Here is a 23,085-nt window from a genome sequence, read left to right as displayed (position 1 = left end):
AATTTATTCCTTTTTTAAATAATAAGCATCCTTCTCCCGCATAAATGTTATGTTAAGAGATTGGCAAAGTACTTCCATGGCGCCTTCAAATGACAGTCCATCGAAATTACCGGTAAAGCGCTTTTGCATTATTGACGGATCCGCTATAACTATCTTCCTGTTATAAACGGTTTCAAATCTTTTGATCACTTCAGGCAGCGGAGTATTAATAAACCGCAACGGGTTATCCCCGGCAGTGTCAATAGAATCAATAACAATAAGCGGGCTCGAATTGCCCGTACCTGGCAGTAATGTTACCTGCATACCAGCTTTTAACAGGTGCACCTCGTTATTTGTTTTATTCCTTAGTTCCACTATGCCCGAAACTACAGCAACCCGTATACTGTCTTTTGCTTTCCTTATGCGGAAACTGGTGCCAATATCTTTTACACTGGCAACACCCAGGTCTACAATAAATGGTATTTGTTTGTGCCGTACGTCAAAAAATGCTTCCCCGCTTTTTAATACCACTTTTCGTAACTTCTTATTATACCCTTCAGGTACTTCCAGCTGGGATGCAGGAAACAGGTTTATGCGGGTACCGTCGGCCAGGGCAACCGACTGTTGTTCAGCGCTACCTGTGCTATAGTTACTACTGCTATCAATGCTCATTTTCCAAATGACTATACCTGTTATCAAAACAAAAAGGGCAGCTATAGCTACCAGCCTTATCAAACGGGCGCGGCTTTTTCCTGCACCGGCAATACCCCTCTCGTGCCCGTCATTTTCACGGGTTGCCCGTTCTTCCATTTTAGTTCTCAAAGCATTCCAGGCAACCGATTCATCGGCTTGCAGGTAGGCTTGCAATTCTTCCAGGTCATTATTCCAGGCATTTTGTAACTGCCTGAATAATTCCCTGTTTTGTACATCAGCTGCCAGCCATTGCTGCAGCTCCACGTCTTCTTCCCCGCTGAGATCGCCCTGTAAAGCGGAGCCGATCAGGGGCCAGGGGGTAGTATTGTTTGATAAATGATCCATGCGCTATAGGTATGACAAATAAAATAAGGCCTGGTCCCAGTCGCCTATAAAAAAGACTTTATAATCAAAAACAGGAGCAGGGATCTATCGGCATGCCGGGCCAATGTTTTAAGAGCCAGTGTTATATGGTTTTTTACGGTTTTTATGGAAATGCCCAGTTTGTCTGCAATCTCCTGTTGCTTCAGCCCCTCGAAGCGGCTTAGCTGAAATACTCTTTTACACTGATCGGGCAGGTTGTCAATGGCTTTATACAACTGCAATTTCAATTCATTGGTTTCCAGTTGCTTTTCTTCATAGAATGCTTCTGGCAACAGGGAAAGTGCCCGCTGGTGCTGTTGTTCCTTTTGTTGTTTGTTCAAGGCATTGATGCTTCGGTTTACCACCGCTTTATATATATAAGCTTTTAGTGAGGATTCGATCATGATCTTTTCAGCATCTTCCCAGATCTTCAGGAACACGTCGTTCACGATCTCCTGCGCTACAGGGACCGACCGCACAAATTTATAGGCAACCAGTAAATACTTTTTGAAATGCTCCTTGTAATAGCTTTCAAAAGCAGGCATATTTCTTTGGCGGATCTGCTGCCATACGATATCATCTGTTGCGTTCATTTATGCTACAGGAAGTAAATAAAGGTGTAATAAACAGGCCATGTGACCATGCAAAATACCATAACGGCTGAAAGCCGGCAAATATTCTTTAAAACTCACTGGGACCATGTACATTTTATTTTGTCTGTAATATAAGAGGCGCCTCTACCCCCACGAACATTACCTGTTCCCCTTACCGCTATTCATCACCCAAAAGAAAACAACTGTGAAATTAACATTCATTATTACGGTTGCGGCAACCGCATGCCTTTTCATCACCTGTAAGCACGAAATACCGATTACAGGCAACAATGGTAATAACGGCAATAATCCGCCCGTTATCAGCAACTCATGCAGCGCAGATACCGTTTACTTTGGCAATACCATTCTTCCATTGATCAGCTCAGGATGTGCTTTGAGTGGCTGCCATGATGCCACTACGCATAAAGAAGGATTGGTATTGAACAGCTATTCCGGTATCATGAAAATTGTAACTTCCGGAAATGCGTCGGGCAGCAAACTGTACCAGGTCATCAACACTACCAACCCCGGCGATATTATGCCGCCGCCGCCTCATCAGCCATTCAGCGCATCAGCAAAAGCTTCCATTCAAAAATGGATAAACCAGGGTGCTAAAAACAATCAATGTACCGGCGGTTGTGACACCACCTTATTTACTTTTTCAGGGGCAGTGATGCCTTTAATGAACACCTATTGCAAAGGCTGTCATAACCCTGCCTCGCTGGGCGGCGGCGTTGATCTAAGCACCTATGCAGGTGTGAAAACGGCGGCCCAGAGCGGAAGAATGCTGGGCAGTATTAAACATGCCACCGGTTATGCGGCCATGCCACAGGGCGGTAATAAACTGGCAGACTGCCAGATACAGCAGGTTGAAAAATGGATACAGGCGGGAACTCCCAATAATTAAAATATATGCACAAACAAAAGAAGCATTCAGCAAGCGCTTTGGCGTTACTTACCATAATAATTGTACTATTAACCGGATGTTATTATGACAAGGGGGAACTAATTTATCCGGACAGTACGGTTGACTGTAGCAAGGTAACGGCTACCTACACCGCCGTTAAACCGATCGTGGCCGGCAAATGCAATACAACAGGTTGTCACAATGCAGCATCGGCTGCCGGATCAACGGTGCTTGAAACATATGACCAGGTGAAAGCACTGGCGGGCCGCATAAAGCAACGGGCTCTGGTTGACAAAACCATGCCCCCCGGAGCTGCACTAACCACCTCGGAAATTGCCATCTTAACCTGTTGGATCAATTCAGGAACACCTAATAACTAAAACAGATCATATGCGAAGATGGAAAAAAATCGTGGCGGCCATTGCAGTGGTGTTGCTGGCCGGTGCATCGTATGGCTGGTATTTGTATAATAAAAAGCCGGCAGACACCCGAAAGCAAACACCCACCACAGCAATAGTGGCCGCAGACCTTGTAAAAAGCTTTCAACAGAATGAAACAGCAGCTAACAGCCGGTATGTCGACAAATTGATCCTGGTTTCAGGTAAAGTATCGGGTAACAATATCGATAAGGATGGCCACGCAACCGTATTCCTGGATACCGGCGACCCGCTTGCAGCAGTTACCTGCAGTTTTTACAATGAAGAAGCGGAAACGGTGAAGCGTATACCGGTTGGATCAGCCATCAGGGTCAAAGGCATTTGCACTGGAATACTCACAGATGTAATACTGAACAGGTGCAGCCTGGTAAAATAAATCATCCTGCTTTTAAAATCATAAAATTATGACCATTAAAACACCCTTCTTATTTTTTATTTGCTTTTCACTCACCACCCTATCGTATTCGCAACAGCGGTATTTTACAAAAAACGGTAATATCTCGTTCGCAGCCGGTTCAGGCGAAGACATAGACGGAGTAAATAAAACCACCACCAGCATATTTGATGCTACCTCCGGCCAGATAGAATTTGCCGTGCTGGTAAAAGGTTTCGAATTTAAACGATCGTTGATGCAGGCGCATTTTAACGAAAACTATATGGAGAGTGAAAAGTACCCAAAATCAATATTCAAAGGAACGATTTCGAATATTAACACAGTGAATTTTAAAAAAGACGGCCTGTACCCGGTTACTGTAAAAGGCGTACTGGATATGCACGGGATAAAAAAAGAACTGCAAGCCGCCGGCACATTGAAAGTAACAGGCGAAACAGTTAGCACCAATGCTGAATTTACGGTTTTATTAGCCGATTACAATATAGAGATCCCTTCACTGGTAAAAGACAAGATCTCTAAAACGGTTACCATCAAAGTAAACTGTAATTACAACGTACTTAAATAAACCAGTCCGTAATACATGAAAAAATCAATAATTGCTTTATTGTGTATAGTACTATACCATGTTTCATTGGCACAGGACCTGCTTTCCCTGGTTGACAAAAACGAACCTAAGAAAATAGAGCACGTTACCAATGCCTTTAAATCATCCCGGGTATTGAACGGCCATTCCATGGAGATGATCGGTAAAGGGGAGCTCGATGTCAGGATCCTGCATCGCTTTGGAGAAATTAATTCAGGCCCGAATAACCTGTTCGGGCTCGACCAGGCGAACATGAGATTGGGATTTGATTATGGTTTACTCAACAGCCTTACAATAGGAATAGGCCGCAGCAATGTGGGAAAAGAACTGGATGGCTTTATCAAGTTCCGCCCCGTTTGGCAATCGACCGGCCCGGGCTCCTTTCCTGTATCTATTGTACTGGTTACCGGTATAACCGCTCAAACACAACCCTGGACCGACACGGCCAAAAAAAATTATTTCAGTAACCGGCTGGCATTCTACAATGAGCTCATTATTGGCCGCAAATTCAATGAACATTTCAGTCTGCAACTATCACCTGTTTTTGTGCATCGCAACCTGGTAGCGCTGGCAAGCGAGGAAAATGATGTATATGCGCTTGGTATTGGCGCCAGGTTGAAACTATCGAAACGGGTGGCCGTTGTGGCCGATTATCATTATATTGCCAAAGGGCTCGACAAAAATGTATACAAAGACCCGTTTTCGCTGGGATTTGATATTGAAACAGGCGGTCATGTATTTCAGTTGCTGTTCACCAATGCTACAGGTATGAACGAAAAATCATTCATTACAAATACAACCAGCAACTGGGGCAAGGGAAGCATCCGCTTCGGGTTCAATTTATCGAGGATATTTACGGTAGGCAAAAGGCGTAATCATTAAAATCATCTTTTACTGTTATAAATCAATATCCCGGCTGAGCCACATCATAATTGCCGTCATCTTCTTCATTCATATTTGTATCTTATTACAAAATCAGCAATATGGTCATAACCATTACTATGAATCCGGCAGTTGATAAAAGCACTTCAGTGAATAAACTGGTAGCCGAGAAAAAAATGCGGTGCAGTGAAATGATCACCGAAGCAGGTGGTGGTGGTATTAATATCAGTAAGGCCCTGAAAGAGCTGGGCGGCGACTCGCTGGCCATTTTTCCATCGGGTGGCATCAATGGTAAGCTGATCGAAAACTACCTTAAAGACCGTAACATCAACTATAAAACCATTCCTATTGAGCAGGAAACCCGTGAAAATATAGTTGTGCGCGAAAACGACACCAACTTACAATATCGTTTTGTAATGCCGGGCGCCTCGCTTACCGAACTGGAAGCCCAGGCATGCTATCATATATTGCAGCAATTGCAGCCGGCGCCTGCATACATTGTTGCCAGCGGCAGTTTACCACCCGGTTTGCCGGAAAACTTTTTTGCCCAACTGGCAAAACTGGCTAAACAGATAAACGCCCGGTTTATTATTGATACATCAGGCACTCCCCTGCAACTGGCGGTACAGGAAGGGGTGTATCTCTTAAAACCCAATTTAAGCGAATTATGCGCGCTGGCAGGTACGAATTACCTCGAAATAAATGAAGTAAATGACGCAGCCATGGAAGTGATCAAAAGGGGGCAGTGCGAAGTAATGGTAGTATCTATGGGGCCATCAGGCGCATTACTGGTTACGCGCGATGGATGCGAACATGTACCGGTACCTGCCGTAAAAAAACAAAGCACAGTTGGAGCAGGCGACAGTATGGTTGCCGGCATGATATGGATGCTTTCGCAGGGAAGATCATTACGTGAAACCGTTCGTTTTGGCGTAGCCTGTGGAACCGCCGCCACTATGAACCCCGGCACCCGGTTGTTTGTAAAAGACGATGTTTACCGCCTTTACAACTGGATCAATCAAAATGCAGACACGTATAAAACGAAACCATGACAATTTAATGTCAGTAATGATTACAAAAGCGTCACCTGTTTGCAATAAACACCGGCAGCTTATGATCCCGGATAACGTCTGAAATAAAACTTTTTTTAAACACCATTGAAAATGAGGAACGGCCATATGCGCCGCTTACAATCATTGCGCCCTGCTTTTCACCACTCCATAATCCAAAATATTTATCCGGATCGAGACCCAGTTTAAACAAAGTTAGCTCAGGAAAATGCCTGGCGCACAACTCTTCTATGTACTGTTCGTCAGGAAAGGCTATTTCATCATTATTCTTTGCATATACTAACACTGTTTTATTGTTAGCAAGTTCAGGGAACAGGTACGCGAATTGCTTAATGGCGTAAACCGCCGACTCGCTGCCATCATATGTCAGTATATTTTTTTCCGGAAATTCAAATTGTTCCGGCACTACCATCACAGGACATTCTGCATCATGAATAGCCTCTGTCAAATAACTATTGGGTTCATTAATGCCAATATTCATATAAAACGACTCGCTACCTAATATTAACAGATCTGCAAAACGGGTTTCTTTTTTTAAACCAGGCAATGCAAAATCAGAAAAATCTTTATGCAACCGGTAATCAATACCGTTCGCCTGGCACAATGATATAAATCGCCCTATACTCCGTTCTACCGTTTCAACATCGTCATCTTCAACCAGTGGCATAAGGATACCACCATGAACGCCCGCTGAACTACCCCATAAACCGGAATAATCTATCTGAGGCAAAAAAACTCCGGTAAGAAGAATAGGCGATAATTCATTCATTTTACGCGCAAATTCAAAAGCGCCCTCACTAAAATGAGCTCCATCAAAAGCAAGAATTATCTTTTTCATTTAATTTTAAGATTTATGATGGGGTTTAAAACAAATCATTTATGTTCCATCAGGGGCCGGGAGAGAAAGGGTAAGGAATAAGAACCGGTTTAAGATAAACACCCAGGAGATGGATTAAAAGCCATTAAAAGAATTCACCCGCTTCATTAACTTTTACCTTCATTCGTTTGTCCCCGTTTTCCAACAGCAATTTATATTTCTTATTGGAGCCCTTTTCATCGTAATAGATTACCTGATACGTGTCATTTGAAATTTTCCAGTTCGGGAACCTTTTAGCAACAGCATTGGTAACGGCAGCCGGCAGTTTTACATTTTTATACTTTTCAGCAGTACGAATCAATTTTCCGTTTTTATCATAGGCAGCCAGAATTTCTCCGTCGGGAATGTAAAACGAAACAAAATAGGTTTCATAATCATCTTCATAATACTCGGATTTCTTTACGTCATAAGCGGCAGCGGTGCGTTGAAGCGTTTGTACCGGCTGAGCCACTTCCTTTCCGCCGACTGACTTCAGGTACTTATAGTTTGTTGCCACTACAGTAACCTCTGGTAAAACTTCCTGTGCAAGTACAGGAACAGCATAACCTAATGCAAATATTGCTGCAACAAGCATTGAAATTGAGTGTTTCATAATCTTAATTTTAAAGTATATAATAATCGTTATCTATTTGCAATAAACACTGGCAGCTTATGATCACGAATAACGTCTGAAACGAAGCTTTTTTTGAACATCATGGAAAATGAAGACCGGCCATATGCTCCGCTCACTAAAATGCTTCCTTTTTTTTCACTGCTCCACGAAGCGAAATACTTTTTAGGATCAACACCCAGTTTAAACAAAGTGAGATCTGTAAAATGGCGGCTTACCAGTTCTTCTATATTCTGTTCATCAGGAAATGAGTCCTCCTCTTTTTCGCCGGCATATAACAATACCGTTTTGTTATCTTTGAATTCAGGGAACAGGTATGCAAATTGTTTGATCGCATATACTGAAGATTCGCTGCCATCGTAGGCCAGGATGTTCTTTTCGGGAAACTCAAATTGCTCAGGCACCACCAACACCGGGCATTCAGCATGATGAATGGCATCTTTCAGATAGTTATTAGGTTCGTTAATGCCTATATTCAAATAAAACGATTCACTACCTAATATCAACAGATCTGTAAACCGGGTTTCATTTTTCAATCCGGGTAATGCAAAATCAACGAATTCCTTATGCACCCGGTATTCAATACCATTTGATTGACATAGCGATTTAAAGCGCTCAATATTCTGTTCAATAGTTGCAGCATCATCCTCTTCTAATAATGGTATAAATGCGCCTGCGCTGGCTACCGCGGAATAACTCCACAAAGCTGCATAATCTATTTGCGGCAGAAAAACACCAGTGAGTAATATGGGCGACATTTGATTCAGTTTACGGGCAAAATTGAAAGCGCCCTCACTAAAATTTGCTCCATCAAAGGCAAGAATTATCTTTTTCATGTGAATTAATATTGAAGAAATGGCGTATAAAATATCCCTATGAAGTTATTTCGAAAGCAAGGCAAAACCGATGACGTTAAACAGCATGGGGAATGATATTGATCAAAATTAAACAGGCGCTACCCGCTTTATTCCATAATCAGCACTGCCGCGCCCTGGAAGCTTCCATGCCTGAGATCGTCTAACGCTTTATTTGCCTGGGATAAAGGATATAAATGCGTTTCTGTTTGTATGGTAGTTTTTGCTATTTGTTCAAAAAACGCTTCACCATCTTTACGGGTAAGATTCGCCACCGACCTTATCACCCGTTCCTGCCAGAGCCATTTATAGGGAAACGAAGGGATATCGCTCATATGAATACCGCCACAAACGACTATACCGCCTTTATCAACATCCTGCAAAGCTTTGGGCACCAGTTCGCCTGCAGGCGCAAAAATGATAGCAGCATCCAACGGCTCGGGAGCCAACTGGTTTGAATCGCCCACCCATTGGGCACCCAACCGCCCGGCAAATTGTTGCGCGGCCACATCACCAGCGCGGGTAAATGCATAAATTCTTTTTCCCTGCGATGTGGCAAGTTGTATAAGTATGTGTGCAGCTGCACCAAATCCATAAATACCGATTTTTTCTGCCTGTTCTTTTATCATTGCATAAGACCGGTAACCAATTAACCCGGCACACAGCAGGGGAGCACTTTGCGCATTTGCATATTGTTGCGAAAGAGGAAAACAAAAACGGTGATCAGCTACCGTATATTCTGCGTAACCTCCATCGATGGTATAACCTGTAAAACCGGCCTGCGTGCACAGGTTTTCCTGCCCTTTGAGGCAATACTGGCATTTTCCGCAGGTATAACCCAACCAGGGAATGCCTACTGAATCCCCTACTTTACATTTCGTTACTTCGCTGCCTGTTTGTACAACGGTTCCAACAATCTCATGCCCGGGAATAAGCGGCAATTTGGGCGATGCTAATTCACCATCTATAATATGCAGATCGGTTCGGCAAACGCCACAGGCTATCACCTTAACCAACACCTGACGGGGTGAAGGAACAGGCAGTGGCAATGACTTATATACCAGTGGTTGACCGGCCTTTTCAAGTACCATCGCGTACATGGAAGGTGGCAAGTGCATAAACAACCATTTTATGGCATAATAAAAATTAAACAGCTGTTGCAGCCTGGGGGCTGGCTTCATTACCAACCACCCGGCGGCCTAATATATTTTCGAGGTCCTCTTTAAAGATCACTTCTTTCTGTAACAATAATTCAGCTACCTTAATAAGGTATTGTTTGTTTTGCAAAAGAAGTGATTTCGTTTGCTGATAGGCATTATCTACCAGCTTGCGCACTTCTTCATCAATAAGTTTTCCGGTTTCCTCGCTGTAAGGCTTTTGAAATGCGGCATCCCGTTGACCGGAAGAGTCATAAAAACTGACGTTCCCCACTTTTTCATTAAATCCATACCAGGCAATCATCATATAAGCTTCTTTGGTTACTTTTTCCAGGTCGTCAAGCGCCCCACTGGATACTTCGCCAAAAATCACCTCCTCGGCAGCACGCCCGCCTAATGTGGCACACAGATGTTCATTAAAGGCTGTCTTTGTTCTCAGGTTCTTTTCTTCAGGAAGGTACCACGCAGCGCCCAGTGATTTACCTCTTGGTATAATGGAAACCTTTACCAGCGGATCTACCATGGGCAACAACCAGCTTGCAAGCGCATGTCCGGCTTCGTGATAAGCGATCATTTTCTTTTCATCACTGGAAATGATCTTGCTTTTTCTTTCAAGCCCGGCCACAATGCGATCAATGGCATCCATAAAATCGGGTTTGCCAACCTGCTCTTTTTTTCTGCGGGCGGCAATGAGTGCAGCCTCGTTACAAATATTGGCAATATCTGCGCCTGAAAAACCCGGGGTTTGCGCAGCCAGGAATTGCAGATCAATGGTATCATCGAGCACAAGCGATCGAATATGTACTTTGAATATAGCTGCCCGTTCTTTTAAATTAGGCAACTCAAGATATATATGCCTGTCGAACCGGCCGGGACGCAGCAAGGCAGGGTCCAGCATATCGGCCCGGTTGGTGGCCGCCAGTACTATGACACCGGTATTGGTTCCAAACCCATCCATTTCGGTGAGCAACTGGTTCAATGTACTCTCCCGTTCATCATTGGCGCCGGTGAAAAAAGCATTCCGGCTTCTCGATCTTCCTATAGCATCGATCTCGTCTATAAAAACTATACAGGGTGCTTTTTCCTTGGCATTTTTAAACAGGTCGCGCACCCGTGAGGCCCCCACGCCCACAAACATTTCAACGAACTCCGACCCGGAAATGCTGAAAAAGGGAACCTGGGCCTCCCCTGCCACTGCTTTGGCCAGCAATGTTTTTCCGGTGCCGGGCGGGCCAACCAGGATCACCCCCTTCGGGATCTTTGCCCCCAACTTCGTGAAATGCTGAGGATTCTTCAGGAAATCAACAATCTCTTTTACTTCCAGTTCAGCTTCATCAAGACCGGCCACCTCATCGAAGGTTATGGTGCTTTTATTTTCCTTATCGAGCAGTGTGGCAGTTGATTTGCCAAAATTGAAAGCGGAAGAGCCGCCGGCATTTTTCCTGTATACGTACTGCCATAAGATGAACAGGATAATAAAAGGGATTATCCAGCCGGCAAGGCCCCAAAAACCATTTGTTCTTTTCATATAGGTTATGGGGATTATTTCCTTCCCAAAGCGCTTTTCTTCGGCGGCATCCAGTTTGCGCTCAAAACTTTCAATTGTCCCGATGGTCATCATATAATGTGGGCCGGGATTGGGTTCATTCCCTATCAGGGGCTTGAAAACTTTTGCAAACGCAGTATCGGTTTTAAATGCCGGTTTCAGATAGATCTCAACATAATCCTGGTTTATAACGGTTAATTTCTCAACAGCTCCTTTATTTAAAATATTCCCTTCAAATTCGGTCCAGGTAATTTCCGTAACGGGATTGCTGATCCATTTCGAAACCAACGGAAATATAAACATACCCAACAGTATAAGCACCGGCCAAATTAGCGGCACCATCTTGGGCGAGGGTGTTTGTTCAGATCGTTTTTTATTTTCTTTATCTGGCTGCATAGTAGCCTGTTTTATTGTATTGTTTAATTGTTAGCCACTTATCCCATTTCATAAAATTGGATCTTTCGATCAGAAAAAATGCTGATCCATGTCATGCGCCTGCCTGATTAGCTTCAGCGCGCCTATCAGCCATTAATCAGTCAGTGTTTTGAGGCTGCTCATATGAATCAGGCTGTGTGAAGGGTAATATTGTATTGTTGTTTTCACCGGTCATCTTAAAATCTTTACATATGTTACACAACAATTTCAGCAAAGACTTTGCAAAGCAATTCAGGAGCGAAAGCGAACTATATACAGCTACCGAAGAATTCCCATTTGGCAACCTTCTTATAAGGCAATATGCAGGCGATAATGGAGAATTGAGTGCAATCGGAGAAAAGCTAATTGATACATTCTTTAATACCCGTTTTATAGCGCAACTTCTTCACTCCCTGAAAAATGAAAATCTCCCAATTGACCGGCAGCTGTTAAACAAGATAAAATGGTTTAAAAATGAATGTGAAACCTGCCAACAGCGGGAACCTTATACAGCCCGTTTTTACAAAGATCACATAGCCATGTTATTATCCTTTTCAGAACTCATGAATGCTTTAATAAATGATTTCCAGGATCAGGTGTATGACCCATTGGAACAATATTATACTCATTTGACAGAATCAGCCAATATCGCAGCTGTTGAAAGTTCTTCGATAGCCCCGATAATTGACATGACAGAATTTTACATGAAAAACATCTTAGCTTATTACAATTATATTGTTACAGCCTGGCAATTTGAAGCCAGTAACAGCAGGTCCGATAAAGGGGTTCAGCTTACCAGTTATATAGCCGACCAGTTACAGGAACTTATGGCCTATACTGAAAACTTAATTGACAGCATCGACAACATACGGTCATTGATGCTTTGCTGGATAGCTCAAATTCAGATCACAGAAGAACAGGAATTATATAATTAACGCGGCAAAAACGTTGACTGCTATTTTGATCAATCATGATAATTGTCATTGTGTTTGGTCATTAACATATATACCTTGACTTTATATATCACATGCCTGGCAAAGTATTAACCATAGGAAATGTACGGGGACTTTCAGAATCTGATATTCCTGTCTTGCAACAGGAGCATGGAAAAAACAGCTTTCAGTTAGAGAAACCCAGGCAATTATTGCATATACTGGCCGATATAGTCAGGGAGCCCATGTTTATCCTGCTGATGATCGCCTGTGCCATATACTTTATACTCGGTCAGTCAACAGAAGGCATCATGATGCTGGTAGCCATCTGTTTTGTAGCAGCTATCTCATTATACCAGGATGTACGCAGCACCCGCGCCCTGGAAGCTTTAAAACAATATACAGCGCCTGAAGTGAGAGTGATCAGGGATGGAATTGAAAAAGAGATCCGCACTGAAGAATTGGTGCCCGGCGATGTGATCATTTTGGAAGAAGGCAACAAAGTTCCCGCAGATGCCACTATTATACAGCAAAACGACCTTTCGGTAAATGAATCCGCTATCACCGGCGAATCGATGCCTGCAGAGAAAGATGAAACCTCCGGAAAAAATAGTCTGTATCAGGGCACTACTGTTAATACAGGAAAGTGTTACGCCATAATAACGGCCACCGGCAATAATACTTTATTGGGTAAAGTGGGAAAAACCGTTAGCACTATAACAGCCCCCAAAACGCTGTTGCAAAACCAGGTAAACCGCTTTGTACGTCAACTGGCGATCTTTGGGATAACCGCCTTCCTGATCATCTGGCTGGTAAATTACCTCAAGATCGGATTGGCGATACAAAGCCTGCTGTTTGCCTTAACCCTGGCCATGGCGGCCATTCCGGAAGAAATACCGGTGGCATTCTCCTCCTTTCTGGCTTTGGGCGCCTGGCAAATGAGCCGGCTGGGCATCATTACCCGTCAACCGCAAACCATTGAAAACCTCGGTGCGGTAGATGTAATTTGCCTCGATAAAACAGGCACTATTACAGAAAACAAAATGAGCGTAAAAACCATTTATGATTTTGAAAAAGATACGTTCATCGAAGCCGGCGAAAGATTAAAGGATTCAAATGTATTGCGTTTTGGGGTGATGGCCAGTGAACGAGCGCCTTTCGATCCCATGGAAAAAGCCATCCACGAAGCATACCAATTATATTCCGGCTATCAAATGCACGAATTGCCAAAACAGGTGTATGAATACCCCCTGCAGGGAATTCCGCCCATGATGACACATATTTTTTATGAGAACAATACACACGTAGCAGCAGCCAAAGGCGCCCCGGAAAGAATAATACGGGCCTGCAAATTAAATGCAGGTGAGGCAACCCAAATACTAAAACAAGCGAGCGCGCAGGCGCAAAAAGGCTACCGGGTCATCGGCGTAGCCAGCGCCGTACATAAGGAAAAAGAATTTCCACCGGAACAGGATGATTTCAACTGGAAATTTGAAGGCTTGTTATGTTTATATGATCCCCCACGAAAGAATATTTCACAGGTAATTAAACAATTTTACGACGCCGGGTTGCACATCAAACTACTGACCGGTGATTTTGCTGAAACAGCTGTAAATATTTGCCAGCAGGTGGGCATAACAGGCTATCTGAAATATGTTACCGGTGATCAGGTATTGCAAATGCATGAAAATGAATTAAAGAAGGCGGTTGAAGAGATCAGTTTGTACGTCAGGATGTTTCCTGAGGCCAAACAAAAAGTGGTTAACGCTTTAAAATCAAATGATCATATTGTAGCCATGACGGGTGATGGCGTTAACGATGCGCCCGCCCTGAAAGCTTCAGATATTGGTATCGCCCTCGGTAAAAAAGGCACCGAAATGGCCAGGCAGGCTGCCGACCTCATCATAACAGACGACGATCCTGCAAAAGTGGTGGAAGCCATAAAACAGGGCCGGAAGATCTTCAATAATCTGAAAAAAGCCATCCGGTATATTATCTCTATTCATATACCTATTATCCTAACGGCCTCTGTGCCCCTGTTGCTGGGTTGGAAGTATCCCAATATTTTCACCCCCGTTCACGTCATCTTTTTGGAGCTGATCATGGGGCCCACCTGCTCTGTATTCTTTGAGCGGGAGCCGGTTGAAGAACAGCTTATGTTGCGGCCACCACGAAAACGGAGCCCGGGCCTGTTTCAACAGGATGAGCTATTCATCAGCATCATTCAGGGCTTGCTCATTACAACAGGCGTATTATGGACCTATTATTTTTCCATGTACCTGGGCGACACACTTCCTGAAACCAGGACCATGGTTTTTAATACGCTTATAATCAGCAACATCATTCTCACATTCACCAACCGGTCATTCACAGAAAATATTACCCGCACCATTCTTTATAAAAACAACCTGGCTCCCTGGGTAATATTTATCTCGATAGCATTTTTGACGGTGCTCCAGCTTGTAACTCCAGTTCAGGAAATATTCGGGTTGGCGCCGCTCACTGCAACCAGGTTCTTATTATGCACAGGTGTGGCATTTATAAGTGTTGCCTGGTTTGAAATGTATAAAACGCATCAATATAAACCAGAAAAGCCATTGATCAGGCATAAGCAGGAATAAAACCCCGGTTACTGATAACACTCACCCCGGGATATGATCACGGTTCATATTTTATAAGCCAAACCATTGCTAAATTCGATGTACCATTTTTAATAACCTAAAAACATGGAGGTCATATGTCAACTAAAGAATTAGCAAAAAGAAGCGAAATGTTCCCTGCATTCTTTGATGATTTTTTCAGGCCCTGGAACGATTGGATGGGCATGGGTAAAGGTAAATCATTAACCACACCAGCCGTGAATATTTCAGAAACCAAAGATCATTTTGAAATATCGGTGGCAGCGCCCGGACTAAAAAAAGATGACTTCAATATTGATGTTGAAGAAAATATGCTCACCATCAGTTGCGAAAAAGAAGAAAAGAAGGAAGAAAAGGACGAACGCTATACCCGCAAGGAATATAACTATACGTCTTTCAGCCGCAGTTTTACATTGCCTGAAGAAGTTATTAAAGAAAAAATTGAAGCAGTATATCAGGATGGCGTGTTACGGATAACATTGCCTAAAACTGAACAAACTAAAAAAGCTGCTTTGGCAAAACATATCGCAGTTAAATAGGCAATTGGTCGTTTGTTTATGGTCCCGCCTGGTGGTTGGGCGGGGCCTTTTTAATTTTTTAAAAAATATCTTATGCGTGGATCTTATAAAATACTAACCATCCGGGGAATAAGCATTGATATACACTGGACCTTTCTGCTACTGATAGGCTGGGTAATACTGGTAAATGCAAACGCAGGAAATAATGTTGAGCAGATCAGCTGGTCGCTTATCTTTCTTGTAGCAGTTTTTGCCTGCATTGCCCTGCATGAACTGGGACATGCGCTGGTGGCTGCCCGTTTTGGCATTCAGGCAAAACAGATCGTACTGCTGCCCATTGGCGGCATAGCCAGTATAGAAAAATTCCCCGACAATCCCCGCCAGGAACTGGCAATCAGCGTTGCCGGCCCCCTGGTAAATATTATTATTGCCGGTTTATTACGGTTACTGATACCCAATTATTATTTTACCGAAAACCAATCTCATATGACTATAATGCATGGGCATGACCTTATCTACAACCTGTGCATTGTAAATATTACGCTCGCCGTATTTAATTTAATACCCGCCTTTCCCATGGATGGGGGAAGAATATTGCGTGCGCTGCTGGGGTTAAAAATGAATTATATTCAGGCCACTACAATAGCAGCAACGGTGGGCAGGGTAATTGCCATTCTCTTCATAGCAGCAGGGATTGTACTCATCAATCCTATATTGCCGGCCATAGGCATATTCATTATTTTTTCTGCCGGCGCCGAGGAATATTACCTGCGTTTGAAATCTTTGGTAAAAGGAATAAAGTTGAATGAAGTATTGATGTACGATTATAACAGCCTGCAGGCAAACATGCCCGTGCAGGAAGCCTCCAATGTATTAAACAGCAACCATAGTAAATTTTTCATCCTTATGGATGGCGCTACTCCGGTTGGCACTATTAACAGAATGGAGATCATTAAAGCGATCGCCGAGATGAAGTATAATATCCCTCTCAAAAACCTGGTCAGGGAAAAACTGGAAAGCCTGAATGGCGATAAAGAAATTGATACAGTACTGGAAAAGCTGGCCGGTAATGATGAACGGTTATTTCCGGTAATGGATAACAGCCATATCATTGGCGTTGTAAATCTGAATCATATTATTGAATACCTGTTGTTGAACCGGGTCAACACAAAAGAATATCCCAGGATAAGGTCTTTGGCCGGGTTACTACACTGACACCAATTTTAAAAAAGCAATAATGCATATAAAAAGACTTTTAATACTTATCCAGGCATTCATTGCAATAACTGTAAACGCCCAGGTAAACACAGATGACATACAACTGATCATAAAGGCCAGCCAAACCGAAGTTCCGCTGCAATACCCTGAATATATTAAAGCGGCATACAAAGCAAACGATTACAATTATCTGTGGTTAAATAACAACCGCAGCTCACAAATCCTGCTACAACTATTGCAAACTGCTGCCGGCCTTGGATTACAGGAAGAAGACTATCAGTTTGATCTCATTCAATCGTTCCGGAATAATTACTTTATACGGCCCCAACATCGCGATTCGCTGATGACAGAGATCCGCCTCACAGATGCAGCGATCCATTTCTTCAGAGACGTAGCTTATGGCAACCGAAAACCGGTCATTGGCTACAATGGAATAAATTATTTACCCGATTGTTTTAATATCCCGGCATTACTGGTCGCAGCTATTGCAGGAAACCGGTTATCAGATCTTGTTAAAGACCTGGAACCCGATATAGCCGGCTATGAAATTTTTAAAAACTGGCTTGCCGTGTTCAATCAAAGCATACACGACCCTTCATACAGGGAAATCAAAATTACTTCAGCAAGTGTCAGCGGTTCCAACAAGCCATTGGTGAACAGGCTCTATTACCTGGGCATTATTGATTCATTGAATACCCCATTGACAGATGCAGCACTAAAAGCGAAAATAAGATCGGCCCAACGGCTGTTTAATTTACTGGATATGGGTGTTTTAAACAAAGGTACGCTGGAAGCGCTGAACACGCCATTAACGATACGGATAGAAGAAATGAAAGCAGCGATGAATACGTTGCGGTGGCTGCAATGCGCCAGCATGCAATCACCGGTTTTTGTGGTGAACATACCTTCCGCCAACCTGCTGGTGTTGCATAAAGGGAAAGTATTATTGCAATCAAAAGTAATTGTAGGCAAAAAATCAACGCCAACACCTACCCTCGCCAGTATGATCACAGAAGTAGTGCTATACCCGTATTGGATGGTACCAAACAAAATAGCTACCCGGGAGTTATTGCCCCTGATACAGCATAATCCCGGTTACCTGGCGGCTAACAATATGCAGGTGATCAATAAAGCCGGCAAAATAGTTGACCCGGGTGCAATTAACTGGCTTAGTCTTTCACCATCAAACTTTCCATATACGATACGACAATCAACCGGCTGTGATAATTCATTGGGCATTGTGAAGCTCAACTTCTACAGTCCATACGACGTTTATTTGCACGACACGCCCTGGAAAATATTATTCAGTTTTAACAGACGCTATTTCAGCCATGGCTGTATGCGTGTTGAAAAGGCGATAGAACTGGCCCATTTCCTGTTGAAGGAAAATACGATCGCCATCGACACGCTTGAAGAAAAAGGCTGTGTAAGTAATCAGGCGCCGCTTCCCATACCCATTACCGAACACATCCCTGTGTTTGTACTGTATAATACCGCCTGGATCGATTCTGCAGGCGTAGTACAATTCAACGAGGATGTATACAGGAAAATTAAATAAAAAATACCGGCAATACATAACGTATCACCGGTATTACAATTGAAAAACCAATCTATCCATTCAAATATAAAAGCCTGTTATAGCAGTTCCGCCAGCCCTTTTATCTTCCACACATTTCCTGTTACAAATTTCTGGCGAGGTTTTTCATATAATCTTTTTATTTGCTGAGCCCCGGTGATCACCCGGCGATCCAGCCACCGTCAACCGGCATCGCATGCCCAGTAACAAAGGAAGCCGCGTCGGAACACAACCATATTACGGCTTCAGCCACTTCCTCAGGATCACCCATTCTGCCTACCGGTTCCATGCTTACAAACTGCTTTTCAGCTTCCTTATTCATACCCGTTATACGATCGATCATTGCGGTATGAATTACGCCGGGACAAACTGCATTTATGCGGATATGCTGTTTGGCGTTTTCCAATGCCGCCGTTTTAGTTAAACCCACTACTCCGTGTTTACTTACTACATAAGCAGGAAGCCCGGGAAAGCCAATGAGGCCAGCTACCGAGGCGCAATTCACAATGGCGCCCTTCCCCTGCTGCAACATATAAGGGATCTCATGCTTCATGCAAAGCCAGGTGCCCTTCAGGTTAATGTTGATCGTTTTATCCCAGTTCTCTTCTGTGCATTCGTTGGTACTGGCCGTAGCGCCTTCGATGCCGGCATTGTTAAACGCATAATCAAGCCGGCCATATGTTGAAATAGTTTTTTCAACCATTGCCTGTACATCTTTGCTTTTCGATACATCACAGATAATAAAGATGGCCTGCCCACCTGCAGCTTTTATCTGGTTTAAGGTAGTTTGCTCTTTATCTTCGAGCCAGTCGGCCACAATCACTTTGGCCCCTCTGGCGGCAAAGGCAACAGCGGCTGCGCGTCCAATACCAAAGCTGCCACCGGTAACAATAGCTACTTTTCCTTCAAATATTTTTTCCATGGTTATTTTTTTATTTCGGAAATTATATTCGAATATACCGGCATAACGGGCCGTAGAAAAATGATAGCCATCATAGTGTAAGGTGATTTTATACGGAAAGGAAACCAGCGCTGCCCGGGTCCGCTGCTTCCCGGATATCAATTATAGTTCTTATTTGGCCGCTTTCATTAATTATACCTGCCTGACTAAACTCACCACATTCTATGACAATTGTTTGGCCAAAGTGGGGACAATACTTCTAGCTTTATAACATATGAACATATAGAAAATATCCGGTACTAAACGATGAACATCCTGATTTATATATTAGTTTTTGTATCGTCACTTGCTGTTGACATTGTTCCTTTCATTGGCCCACCTGCATGGATAGTAATGGTTTTCTTTCAGATAAAATTTGGATTAAACATCTGGATTGTACTCATTTTCGGCGTTGTGGGATCTGCTGCAGGAAGATACTTGTATAGTACTTATATATATTTACTATCCAAACGATTCATTAAATCTCAAAAAAACGACGATCTGCAATTTATTGGCGGAAAACTTTCTACTAATAGCTGGAAGGTTCAGCTTTTTGTTATACTTTATACACTCATACCCCTTCCCTCTACCCCGTTATTCACTGCGGCCGGGTGCTCCAGAATAAAAACTTTATATCTTATTCCCGCATTTTTTTTGGGCAAATTTATTAGCGATGCCGTTATGGTCTTTACTGGTAATTATGTTGCGTATAATATTGATAGCATTGTTCATGGTCTTTTGTCCTGGAATCTTTTAGTGGGAACGATTATTGGATTATTGCTGATAGGTCTTTTTTTGTTCATTGATTGGAAAAAATTACTGCAAGAGAAAAAATTCACTGTCCATTTTAACATTTGGAAATAATAACATGACTGGCGGAAGTGCCTTAAAAGCAAAACCCAAACTTTTCAGTCTGGGTTTGCTTTTGAAAAAGAACTTTTTTATTCGGTTACGAAAATGGCCGTTGCAATAGAAATTGCACTATTCCCCCAGATATTTTTCCATTAGCTGTAGCAGTTCATCAGCATCAAATGGCTTTATAATGTAGTCATTGGCGCCGGCGTCAAGTCCTTTTTGGATTTCTGATTTTTCAGCAGATGCAGTAAAAAAAAGAAAAGGAGTATTTTCAAAAAATGATTCCCGTCGAAGTATTTCCAGAAAATGGTATCCGTCTATTTCAGGCATCATAATATCGCAGATGATAAGATCAGGTTTTTCTTTAAGCGCTATTTCCAGTCCTTCCTGTCCATTACAGGCCGGGAATACCCTATAATGCTCCAGCTCAAGCAATTCAGAAGTGTTTTCGCGAATTTCGGTATTATCCTCAACCAATAATATCCGTTTCATTATTACTGCTTTAGTGATTACCATTGAAACGTTTTCATAAACAGAAACGGAGAACCACAAAGTTACCTATAAGGTTTTAAAAACCAGGATTGATCCGCATCAAATCTCATGTAATGGGCAAAAGGCTCAGAACCAATCAAAAATAACTATAATTAGCGTCCACCTTATGAAAATTATTATGCCAGGTTATATTGAATGTGATGCACATCAATACAACCTGTGATGGCCCTCATTTCATTTAATGGCCAAATGGCCGTTCTTTGAGAAAAGTTCATATTAAAAATTGCTTTATGAATAATTTTGAATCTTATATACAAGGAACAATACCGGTTGTAGTTGAATTTTATGCCGATTGGAGCGAGTCATGCAAACTTATGGAACCTATACTACAGGAGGTAAAGGAAATAGCTGGAGAAAGGGCGATAACAGTAAGAATTGATGTTGATAAAAATCATGAAATAGCTGAACAATACCAAATCTATACAGTGCCAAGTGTTGCCATATTTAAAGAAGGTTATATGATATGGCACAAGAACGGCATAACAGCAGCTCATGAAATACTGGATCATTTGTTGCTTGAAATAGAATAATGCACAAATATTTCAATGAATGGAAGAATATCGACAGGAAACCCGTTGCCTATTTTGCCAATCCTTTTGGCGTGTGAACCGAAGCAGCCATCATTGAATTAAGGAACTGCGGAGTAAAGGCCGCTTTTCAGCAAACAGGTAAAAAGAGCCCGAAAGAGCCATTATACACAATCAAACGCATGCTCTTCTCTGGGGCCAGGTTTAAAAAGCAGTATATGAAACTCATGCTGATTTTTCTTTTAACAATGTTTCTCTCCTGCAAACCCAATATTCATTATATAAAAATAAAGGGATCTGACACAGAAGTAAATCTTGTGGTACGGTTGGCAGAAGAGTTTCATAAAACAAACCCCGACTTCCATGTTTCTATTTCGGGCGGGGGCTCAGGTTTAGGCATTGCTTCTTTGTTGAATGGCCAGGCAGATATAGCCAACTCTTCCCGTACTATGAATGCGTACGAAAATACATTGTTTCAAAAAAGCGGCATTGAAGTAGATACTTTTGTATTTGCGGAAGATGTAATTTCTTTTATAGTATCGAAATACCTGTCACTCGATTCAATTTCTATACAAGACCTGGGCAAAATCTTAAGTGGTGAATACAATAACTGGGTTACACTAACAGGCAAAAATTTACCCATAAACATTTATGGAAGGCAAAGTAATTCGGGTACCCATGATTTTGTAAAGCAAAAATTAGCCATTGATTTTAGTCCCTATGCAAAAGAAATGAATGGCAACGCCCAGATCATTGAAGCTGTAAAAGCAGACCGATCAGGTATCGGATATGTAGGTGCAGGGTATGTTATGGAGGCCGGAAAAAGCAATCAAAAAATAAAAGTATTAAAGATCGTTACTTCAAAGAATGCCCTTGCTCAATTACCATCGGCCCCAGAAGCTGTCATTAAAAATTCCTACTATTTTAAAAGACCCTTATATCAGTTTATTAAAAAAGAAGCGAGAGAAAAGGCGGCAGCCTTTCTTGCATTTGAAAAAAGCGACACAGGGCGGGCGATCATCCGTTCGGCTGGTTATTTTCCCGTCAGTTCACATTAACCATCTTTTACTATGGATTTTCATCAAAGACAAAAAACAGACAACATATTCAGGAAGATTTTTAAAATAGCCGGTTTACTTATTATAGGTATTCTTGGCGGCATATTCCTGATGCTTATGTACAATAGTATAGCATTCTTTCTTCATTTTAAGCCGGCAGATTTTTTAACCGATACACAATGGAACCCAGGGAATACCAGCCATGCCGAGTTTGGCATTTTACCGTTGCTGGTGAGCACTTGCCTGGTTACGGCAGGTGCTATGATACTGGCGATTCCATTAGGGATTTGTACGGCCGCGTTTTTGTCGGAGTTTGCCAGTAAGCGATTACAAACTATTTTAAAACCAATTATTGAAATGCTGGCGGCCATTCCTTCCGTAGCTATAGGTTTTTTGGGAATTGTAATTGTGGGACCCGGCATTGCAAAATTATTTGGTATCCAAAGCGGTTTGAATGCCCTGAACGGTTCTGTATTGCTGGCTATTATGTCATTGCCTACAATTATCACCGTGGCCGAAGACGCCATTCACGCCGTTCCCCTGTCATATAGGGAGGGATCCTATGCTTTGGGGGCCAATCGATGGGCTACCCTGTTTAAAATTACGCTACCCGCCGCTTTGCCCGGTTTAATTGCCGCCATCATGCTGGGCATGGGAAGGGCGCTTGGAGAAACAATGACGGTATTAATGGCAACCGGAAATGTGGCAGCTTTTCCAAAAGGTTTTCTTAATTCCGTTAAAACGATAACCGCTACCATTGCTATTGAAATGGGTGAAGTTCCTTATCAAACCACACATTATTTTGCTTTGTTTGCCATTGCTGCGGTATTGTTCATTATAACCCTGGCAGTTAATCTTTTGGGCGAATCGGCAATAAACAAGGTGAGAAAGTTTCAATAGCCATGAATAGT

At 42.6% G+C, this 23,085-nt stretch carries 24 protein-coding genes; 15 read left to right on the top strand and 9 right to left on the bottom strand.

Annotation, left to right across the window (positions count from 1 at the left end; genetic code table 11):
- Window positions 1-3 precede the first annotated feature (3 nt).
- Entirely contained in the window at window positions 4-1,017 is a 1,014-nt protein-coding gene (locus A3860_RS15070; protein ID WP_081147542.1) for a FecR family protein, read from the bottom strand.
- Between the two features lie 44 nt (window positions 1,018-1,061).
- Window positions 1,062-1,628, bottom strand: coding sequence for an RNA polymerase sigma-70 factor (locus A3860_RS15065; protein WP_081147541.1), 567 nt, complete (start codon window positions 1,626-1,628; stop codon window positions 1,062-1,064).
- Between the two features lie 205 nt (window positions 1,629-1,833).
- Between A3860_RS15065 and A3860_RS15060 the strand changes: the two genes are divergently transcribed.
- The 6 genes from A3860_RS15060 (at window position 1,834) to A3860_RS15035 (ending at window position 5,883) form a co-directional block, all read left to right on the top strand.
- Window positions 1,834-2,535, top strand: a complete 702-nt coding sequence (locus A3860_RS15060; RefSeq protein WP_158085263.1) for a c-type cytochrome domain-containing protein — start codon at window positions 1,834-1,836, stop codon at window positions 2,533-2,535.
- A 5-nt stretch (window positions 2,536-2,540) separates the two neighbouring features.
- Window positions 2,541-2,915, top strand: coding sequence for a hypothetical protein (locus tag A3860_RS15055; RefSeq protein ID WP_081147539.1), 375 nt, complete (start codon window positions 2,541-2,543; stop codon window positions 2,913-2,915).
- A gap of 10 nt (window positions 2,916-2,925) precedes the next feature.
- Window positions 2,926-3,348, top strand: a complete 423-nt coding sequence (locus A3860_RS15050) for an OB-fold protein (RefSeq protein ID WP_081147538.1) — start codon at window positions 2,926-2,928, stop codon at window positions 3,346-3,348.
- Window positions 3,349-3,376: 28 nt separating this feature from the next.
- Window positions 3,377-3,931 (top strand): YceI family protein, encoded by a 555-nt coding sequence (locus A3860_RS15045; protein WP_081147537.1) that lies wholly within the window; start codon window positions 3,377-3,379, stop codon window positions 3,929-3,931.
- Between the two features lie 15 nt (window positions 3,932-3,946).
- A complete protein-coding gene (locus tag A3860_RS15040) occupies window positions 3,947-4,831 on the top strand; it encodes a DUF5777 family beta-barrel protein (RefSeq protein WP_081147536.1) in 885 nt (294 codons plus the stop codon).
- A gap of 101 nt (window positions 4,832-4,932) precedes the next feature.
- Window positions 4,933-5,883, top strand: coding sequence for a 1-phosphofructokinase family hexose kinase (locus tag A3860_RS15035; RefSeq protein WP_081147535.1), 951 nt, complete (start codon window positions 4,933-4,935; stop codon window positions 5,881-5,883).
- A 31-nt stretch (window positions 5,884-5,914) separates the two neighbouring features.
- On the opposite strand, the gene A3860_RS15030 is transcribed toward A3860_RS15035, so the two are convergent.
- The 5 genes from A3860_RS15030 to ftsH all read right to left on the bottom strand — a co-directional run bounded on the left by A3860_RS15030 (window position 5,915) and on the right by ftsH (window position 11,341).
- Window positions 5,915-6,739, bottom strand: coding sequence for a hypothetical protein (locus tag A3860_RS15030; protein ID WP_081147534.1), 825 nt, complete (start codon window positions 6,737-6,739; stop codon window positions 5,915-5,917).
- Window positions 6,740-6,863: 124 nt separating this feature from the next.
- The gene (locus tag A3860_RS15025; RefSeq protein WP_081147533.1) at window positions 6,864-7,370 is read right to left on the bottom strand and encodes a nicotinate-nucleotide adenylyltransferase; all 507 of its coding nucleotides are present in this window, start codon (window positions 7,368-7,370) and stop codon (window positions 6,864-6,866) included.
- Between the two features lie 29 nt (window positions 7,371-7,399).
- Window positions 7,400-8,224: a hypothetical protein gene (locus A3860_RS15020; protein ID WP_081147532.1), complete on the bottom strand. Its 825-nt coding sequence runs from the start codon at window positions 8,222-8,224 to the stop codon at window positions 7,400-7,402.
- 128 nt (window positions 8,225-8,352) lie between these two features.
- A complete protein-coding gene (locus A3860_RS15015; RefSeq protein WP_216823449.1) occupies window positions 8,353-9,360 on the bottom strand; it encodes a zinc-dependent alcohol dehydrogenase family protein in 1,008 nt (335 codons plus the stop codon).
- Window positions 9,361-9,388: 28 nt separating this feature from the next.
- Window positions 9,389-11,341 carry an ATP-dependent zinc metalloprotease FtsH gene (ftsH, locus tag A3860_RS15010; protein WP_081147531.1) on the bottom strand — a complete coding sequence of 651 codons (1,953 nt, stop codon included), beginning with the start codon at window positions 11,339-11,341 and terminating at the stop codon, window positions 9,389-9,391.
- A 230-nt stretch (window positions 11,342-11,571) separates the two neighbouring features.
- On the opposite strand from ftsH, the gene A3860_RS15005 reads away from it, so the two are divergent.
- The 5 genes from A3860_RS15005 (at window position 11,572) to A3860_RS14985 (ending at window position 18,224) form a co-directional block, all read left to right on the top strand.
- The gene (locus tag A3860_RS15005; RefSeq protein ID WP_081147530.1) at window positions 11,572-12,294 is read left to right on the top strand and encodes a hypothetical protein; all 723 of its coding nucleotides are present in this window, start codon (window positions 11,572-11,574) and stop codon (window positions 12,292-12,294) included.
- A gap of 92 nt (window positions 12,295-12,386) precedes the next feature.
- Window positions 12,387-14,912 (top strand): cation-translocating P-type ATPase, encoded by a 2,526-nt coding sequence (locus A3860_RS15000; protein ID WP_081147529.1) that lies wholly within the window; start codon window positions 12,387-12,389, stop codon window positions 14,910-14,912.
- Between the two features lie 116 nt (window positions 14,913-15,028).
- A complete protein-coding gene (locus A3860_RS14995) occupies window positions 15,029-15,469 on the top strand; it encodes an Hsp20/alpha crystallin family protein (protein ID WP_081147528.1) in 441 nt (146 codons plus the stop codon).
- A 72-nt stretch (window positions 15,470-15,541) separates the two neighbouring features.
- Window positions 15,542-16,663 carry a site-2 protease family protein gene (locus tag A3860_RS14990; protein WP_081147527.1) on the top strand — a complete coding sequence of 374 codons (1,122 nt, stop codon included), beginning with the start codon at window positions 15,542-15,544 and terminating at the stop codon, window positions 16,661-16,663.
- A gap of 22 nt (window positions 16,664-16,685) precedes the next feature.
- Window positions 16,686-18,224, top strand: coding sequence for a L,D-transpeptidase family protein (locus A3860_RS14985; RefSeq protein ID WP_081147526.1), 1,539 nt, complete (start codon window positions 16,686-16,688; stop codon window positions 18,222-18,224).
- Window positions 18,225-18,402: 178 nt separating this feature from the next.
- On the opposite strand, the gene A3860_RS14980 is transcribed toward A3860_RS14985, so the two are convergent.
- Window positions 18,403-19,164, bottom strand: coding sequence for an SDR family oxidoreductase (locus A3860_RS14980; protein ID WP_081147605.1), 762 nt, complete (start codon window positions 19,162-19,164; stop codon window positions 18,403-18,405).
- A gap of 285 nt (window positions 19,165-19,449) precedes the next feature.
- Between A3860_RS14980 and A3860_RS14975 the strand changes: the two genes are divergently transcribed.
- A complete protein-coding gene (locus A3860_RS14975; RefSeq protein WP_081147525.1) occupies window positions 19,450-20,046 on the top strand; it encodes a hypothetical protein in 597 nt (198 codons plus the stop codon).
- A gap of 117 nt (window positions 20,047-20,163) precedes the next feature.
- On the opposite strand, the gene A3860_RS14970 is transcribed toward A3860_RS14975, so the two are convergent.
- Window positions 20,164-20,529 (bottom strand): response regulator, encoded by a 366-nt coding sequence (locus tag A3860_RS14970; protein ID WP_081147604.1) that lies wholly within the window; start codon window positions 20,527-20,529, stop codon window positions 20,164-20,166.
- A 290-nt stretch (window positions 20,530-20,819) separates the two neighbouring features.
- On the opposite strand from A3860_RS14970, the gene A3860_RS14965 reads away from it, so the two are divergent.
- The 3 genes from A3860_RS14965 to pstC all read left to right on the top strand — a co-directional run bounded on the left by A3860_RS14965 (window position 20,820) and on the right by pstC (window position 23,074).
- Window positions 20,820-21,119, top strand: coding sequence for a thioredoxin family protein (locus A3860_RS14965; RefSeq protein ID WP_081147524.1), 300 nt, complete (start codon window positions 20,820-20,822; stop codon window positions 21,117-21,119).
- Window positions 21,120-21,334: 215 nt separating this feature from the next.
- The gene (locus A3860_RS14960; protein ID WP_081147523.1) at window positions 21,335-22,174 is read left to right on the top strand and encodes a substrate-binding domain-containing protein; all 840 of its coding nucleotides are present in this window, start codon (window positions 21,335-21,337) and stop codon (window positions 22,172-22,174) included.
- Between the two features lie 12 nt (window positions 22,175-22,186).
- Window positions 22,187-23,074, top strand: coding sequence for a phosphate ABC transporter permease subunit PstC (gene pstC, locus A3860_RS14955; RefSeq protein WP_081147522.1), 888 nt, complete (start codon window positions 22,187-22,189; stop codon window positions 23,072-23,074).
- Window positions 23,075-23,085: the final 11 nt, after the last annotated feature.

Origin of the sequence: Niastella vici, from assembly GCF_002077945.1 — a bacterium.
In the GTDB taxonomy this organism is placed as follows: Bacteria; Bacteroidota; Bacteroidia; order Chitinophagales; family Chitinophagaceae; genus Niastella; species Niastella vici.
Note: the sequence above shows the minus strand (reverse complement) of the source record. Positions and strands in the feature narration are given on the sequence as shown.

What these genes read in the sequence shown, in the direction of transcription:
- A3860_RS15070 (WP_081147542.1), bottom strand. Translation starts at nt 1,017, where the DNA reads ATGGATCATTTATCAAACAATACTACCCCCTGGCCCCTGATCGGCTCC.
- A3860_RS15065 (WP_081147541.1), bottom strand. Translation starts at nt 1,628, where the DNA reads ATGAACGCAACAGATGATATCGTATGGCAGCAGATCCGCCAAAGAAAT.
- A3860_RS15055 (WP_081147539.1), top strand. Translation starts at nt 2,541, where the DNA reads ATGCACAAACAAAAGAAGCATTCAGCAAGCGCTTTGGCGTTACTTACC.
- A3860_RS15050 (WP_081147538.1), top strand. Translation starts at nt 2,926, where the DNA reads ATGCGAAGATGGAAAAAAATCGTGGCGGCCATTGCAGTGGTGTTGCTG.
- A3860_RS15045 (WP_081147537.1), top strand. Translation starts at nt 3,377, where the DNA reads ATGACCATTAAAACACCCTTCTTATTTTTTATTTGCTTTTCACTCACC.
- A3860_RS15040 (WP_081147536.1), top strand. Translation starts at nt 3,947, where the DNA reads ATGAAAAAATCAATAATTGCTTTATTGTGTATAGTACTATACCATGTT.
- A3860_RS15035 (WP_081147535.1), top strand. Translation starts at nt 4,933, where the DNA reads ATGGTCATAACCATTACTATGAATCCGGCAGTTGATAAAAGCACTTCA.
- A3860_RS15030 (WP_081147534.1), bottom strand. Translation starts at nt 6,739, where the DNA reads ATGAAAAAGATAATTCTTGCTTTTGATGGAGCTCATTTTAGTGAGGGC.
- A3860_RS15025 (WP_081147533.1), bottom strand. Translation starts at nt 7,370, where the DNA reads ATGAAACACTCAATTTCAATGCTTGTTGCAGCAATATTTGCATTAGGT.
- A3860_RS15020 (WP_081147532.1), bottom strand. Translation starts at nt 8,224, where the DNA reads ATGAAAAAGATAATTCTTGCCTTTGATGGAGCAAATTTTAGTGAGGGC.
- A3860_RS15015 (WP_216823449.1), bottom strand. Translation starts at nt 9,360, where the DNA reads ATGCACTTGCCACCTTCCATGTACGCGATGGTACTTGAAAAGGCCGGT.
- ftsH (WP_081147531.1), bottom strand. Translation starts at nt 11,341, where the DNA reads ATGCAGCCAGATAAAGAAAATAAAAAACGATCTGAACAAACACCCTCG.
- A3860_RS15005 (WP_081147530.1), top strand. Translation starts at nt 11,572, where the DNA reads ATGTTACACAACAATTTCAGCAAAGACTTTGCAAAGCAATTCAGGAGC.
- A3860_RS15000 (WP_081147529.1), top strand. Translation starts at nt 12,387, where the DNA reads ATGCCTGGCAAAGTATTAACCATAGGAAATGTACGGGGACTTTCAGAA.
- A3860_RS14995 (WP_081147528.1), top strand. Translation starts at nt 15,029, where the DNA reads ATGTCAACTAAAGAATTAGCAAAAAGAAGCGAAATGTTCCCTGCATTC.
- A3860_RS14990 (WP_081147527.1), top strand. Translation starts at nt 15,542, where the DNA reads ATGCGTGGATCTTATAAAATACTAACCATCCGGGGAATAAGCATTGAT.
- A3860_RS14985 (WP_081147526.1), top strand. Translation starts at nt 16,686, where the DNA reads ATGCATATAAAAAGACTTTTAATACTTATCCAGGCATTCATTGCAATA.
- A3860_RS14980 (WP_081147605.1), bottom strand. Translation starts at nt 19,164, where the DNA reads ATGGAAAAAATATTTGAAGGAAAAGTAGCTATTGTTACCGGTGGCAGC.
- A3860_RS14975 (WP_081147525.1), top strand. Translation starts at nt 19,450, where the DNA reads ATGAACATCCTGATTTATATATTAGTTTTTGTATCGTCACTTGCTGTT.
- A3860_RS14970 (WP_081147604.1), bottom strand. Translation starts at nt 20,529, where the DNA reads ATGAAACGGATATTATTGGTTGAGGATAATACCGAAATTCGCGAAAAC.
- A3860_RS14965 (WP_081147524.1), top strand. Translation starts at nt 20,820, where the DNA reads ATGAATAATTTTGAATCTTATATACAAGGAACAATACCGGTTGTAGTT.
- A3860_RS14960 (WP_081147523.1), top strand. Translation starts at nt 21,335, where the DNA reads ATGAAACTCATGCTGATTTTTCTTTTAACAATGTTTCTCTCCTGCAAA.
- pstC (WP_081147522.1), top strand. Translation starts at nt 22,187, where the DNA reads ATGGATTTTCATCAAAGACAAAAAACAGACAACATATTCAGGAAGATT.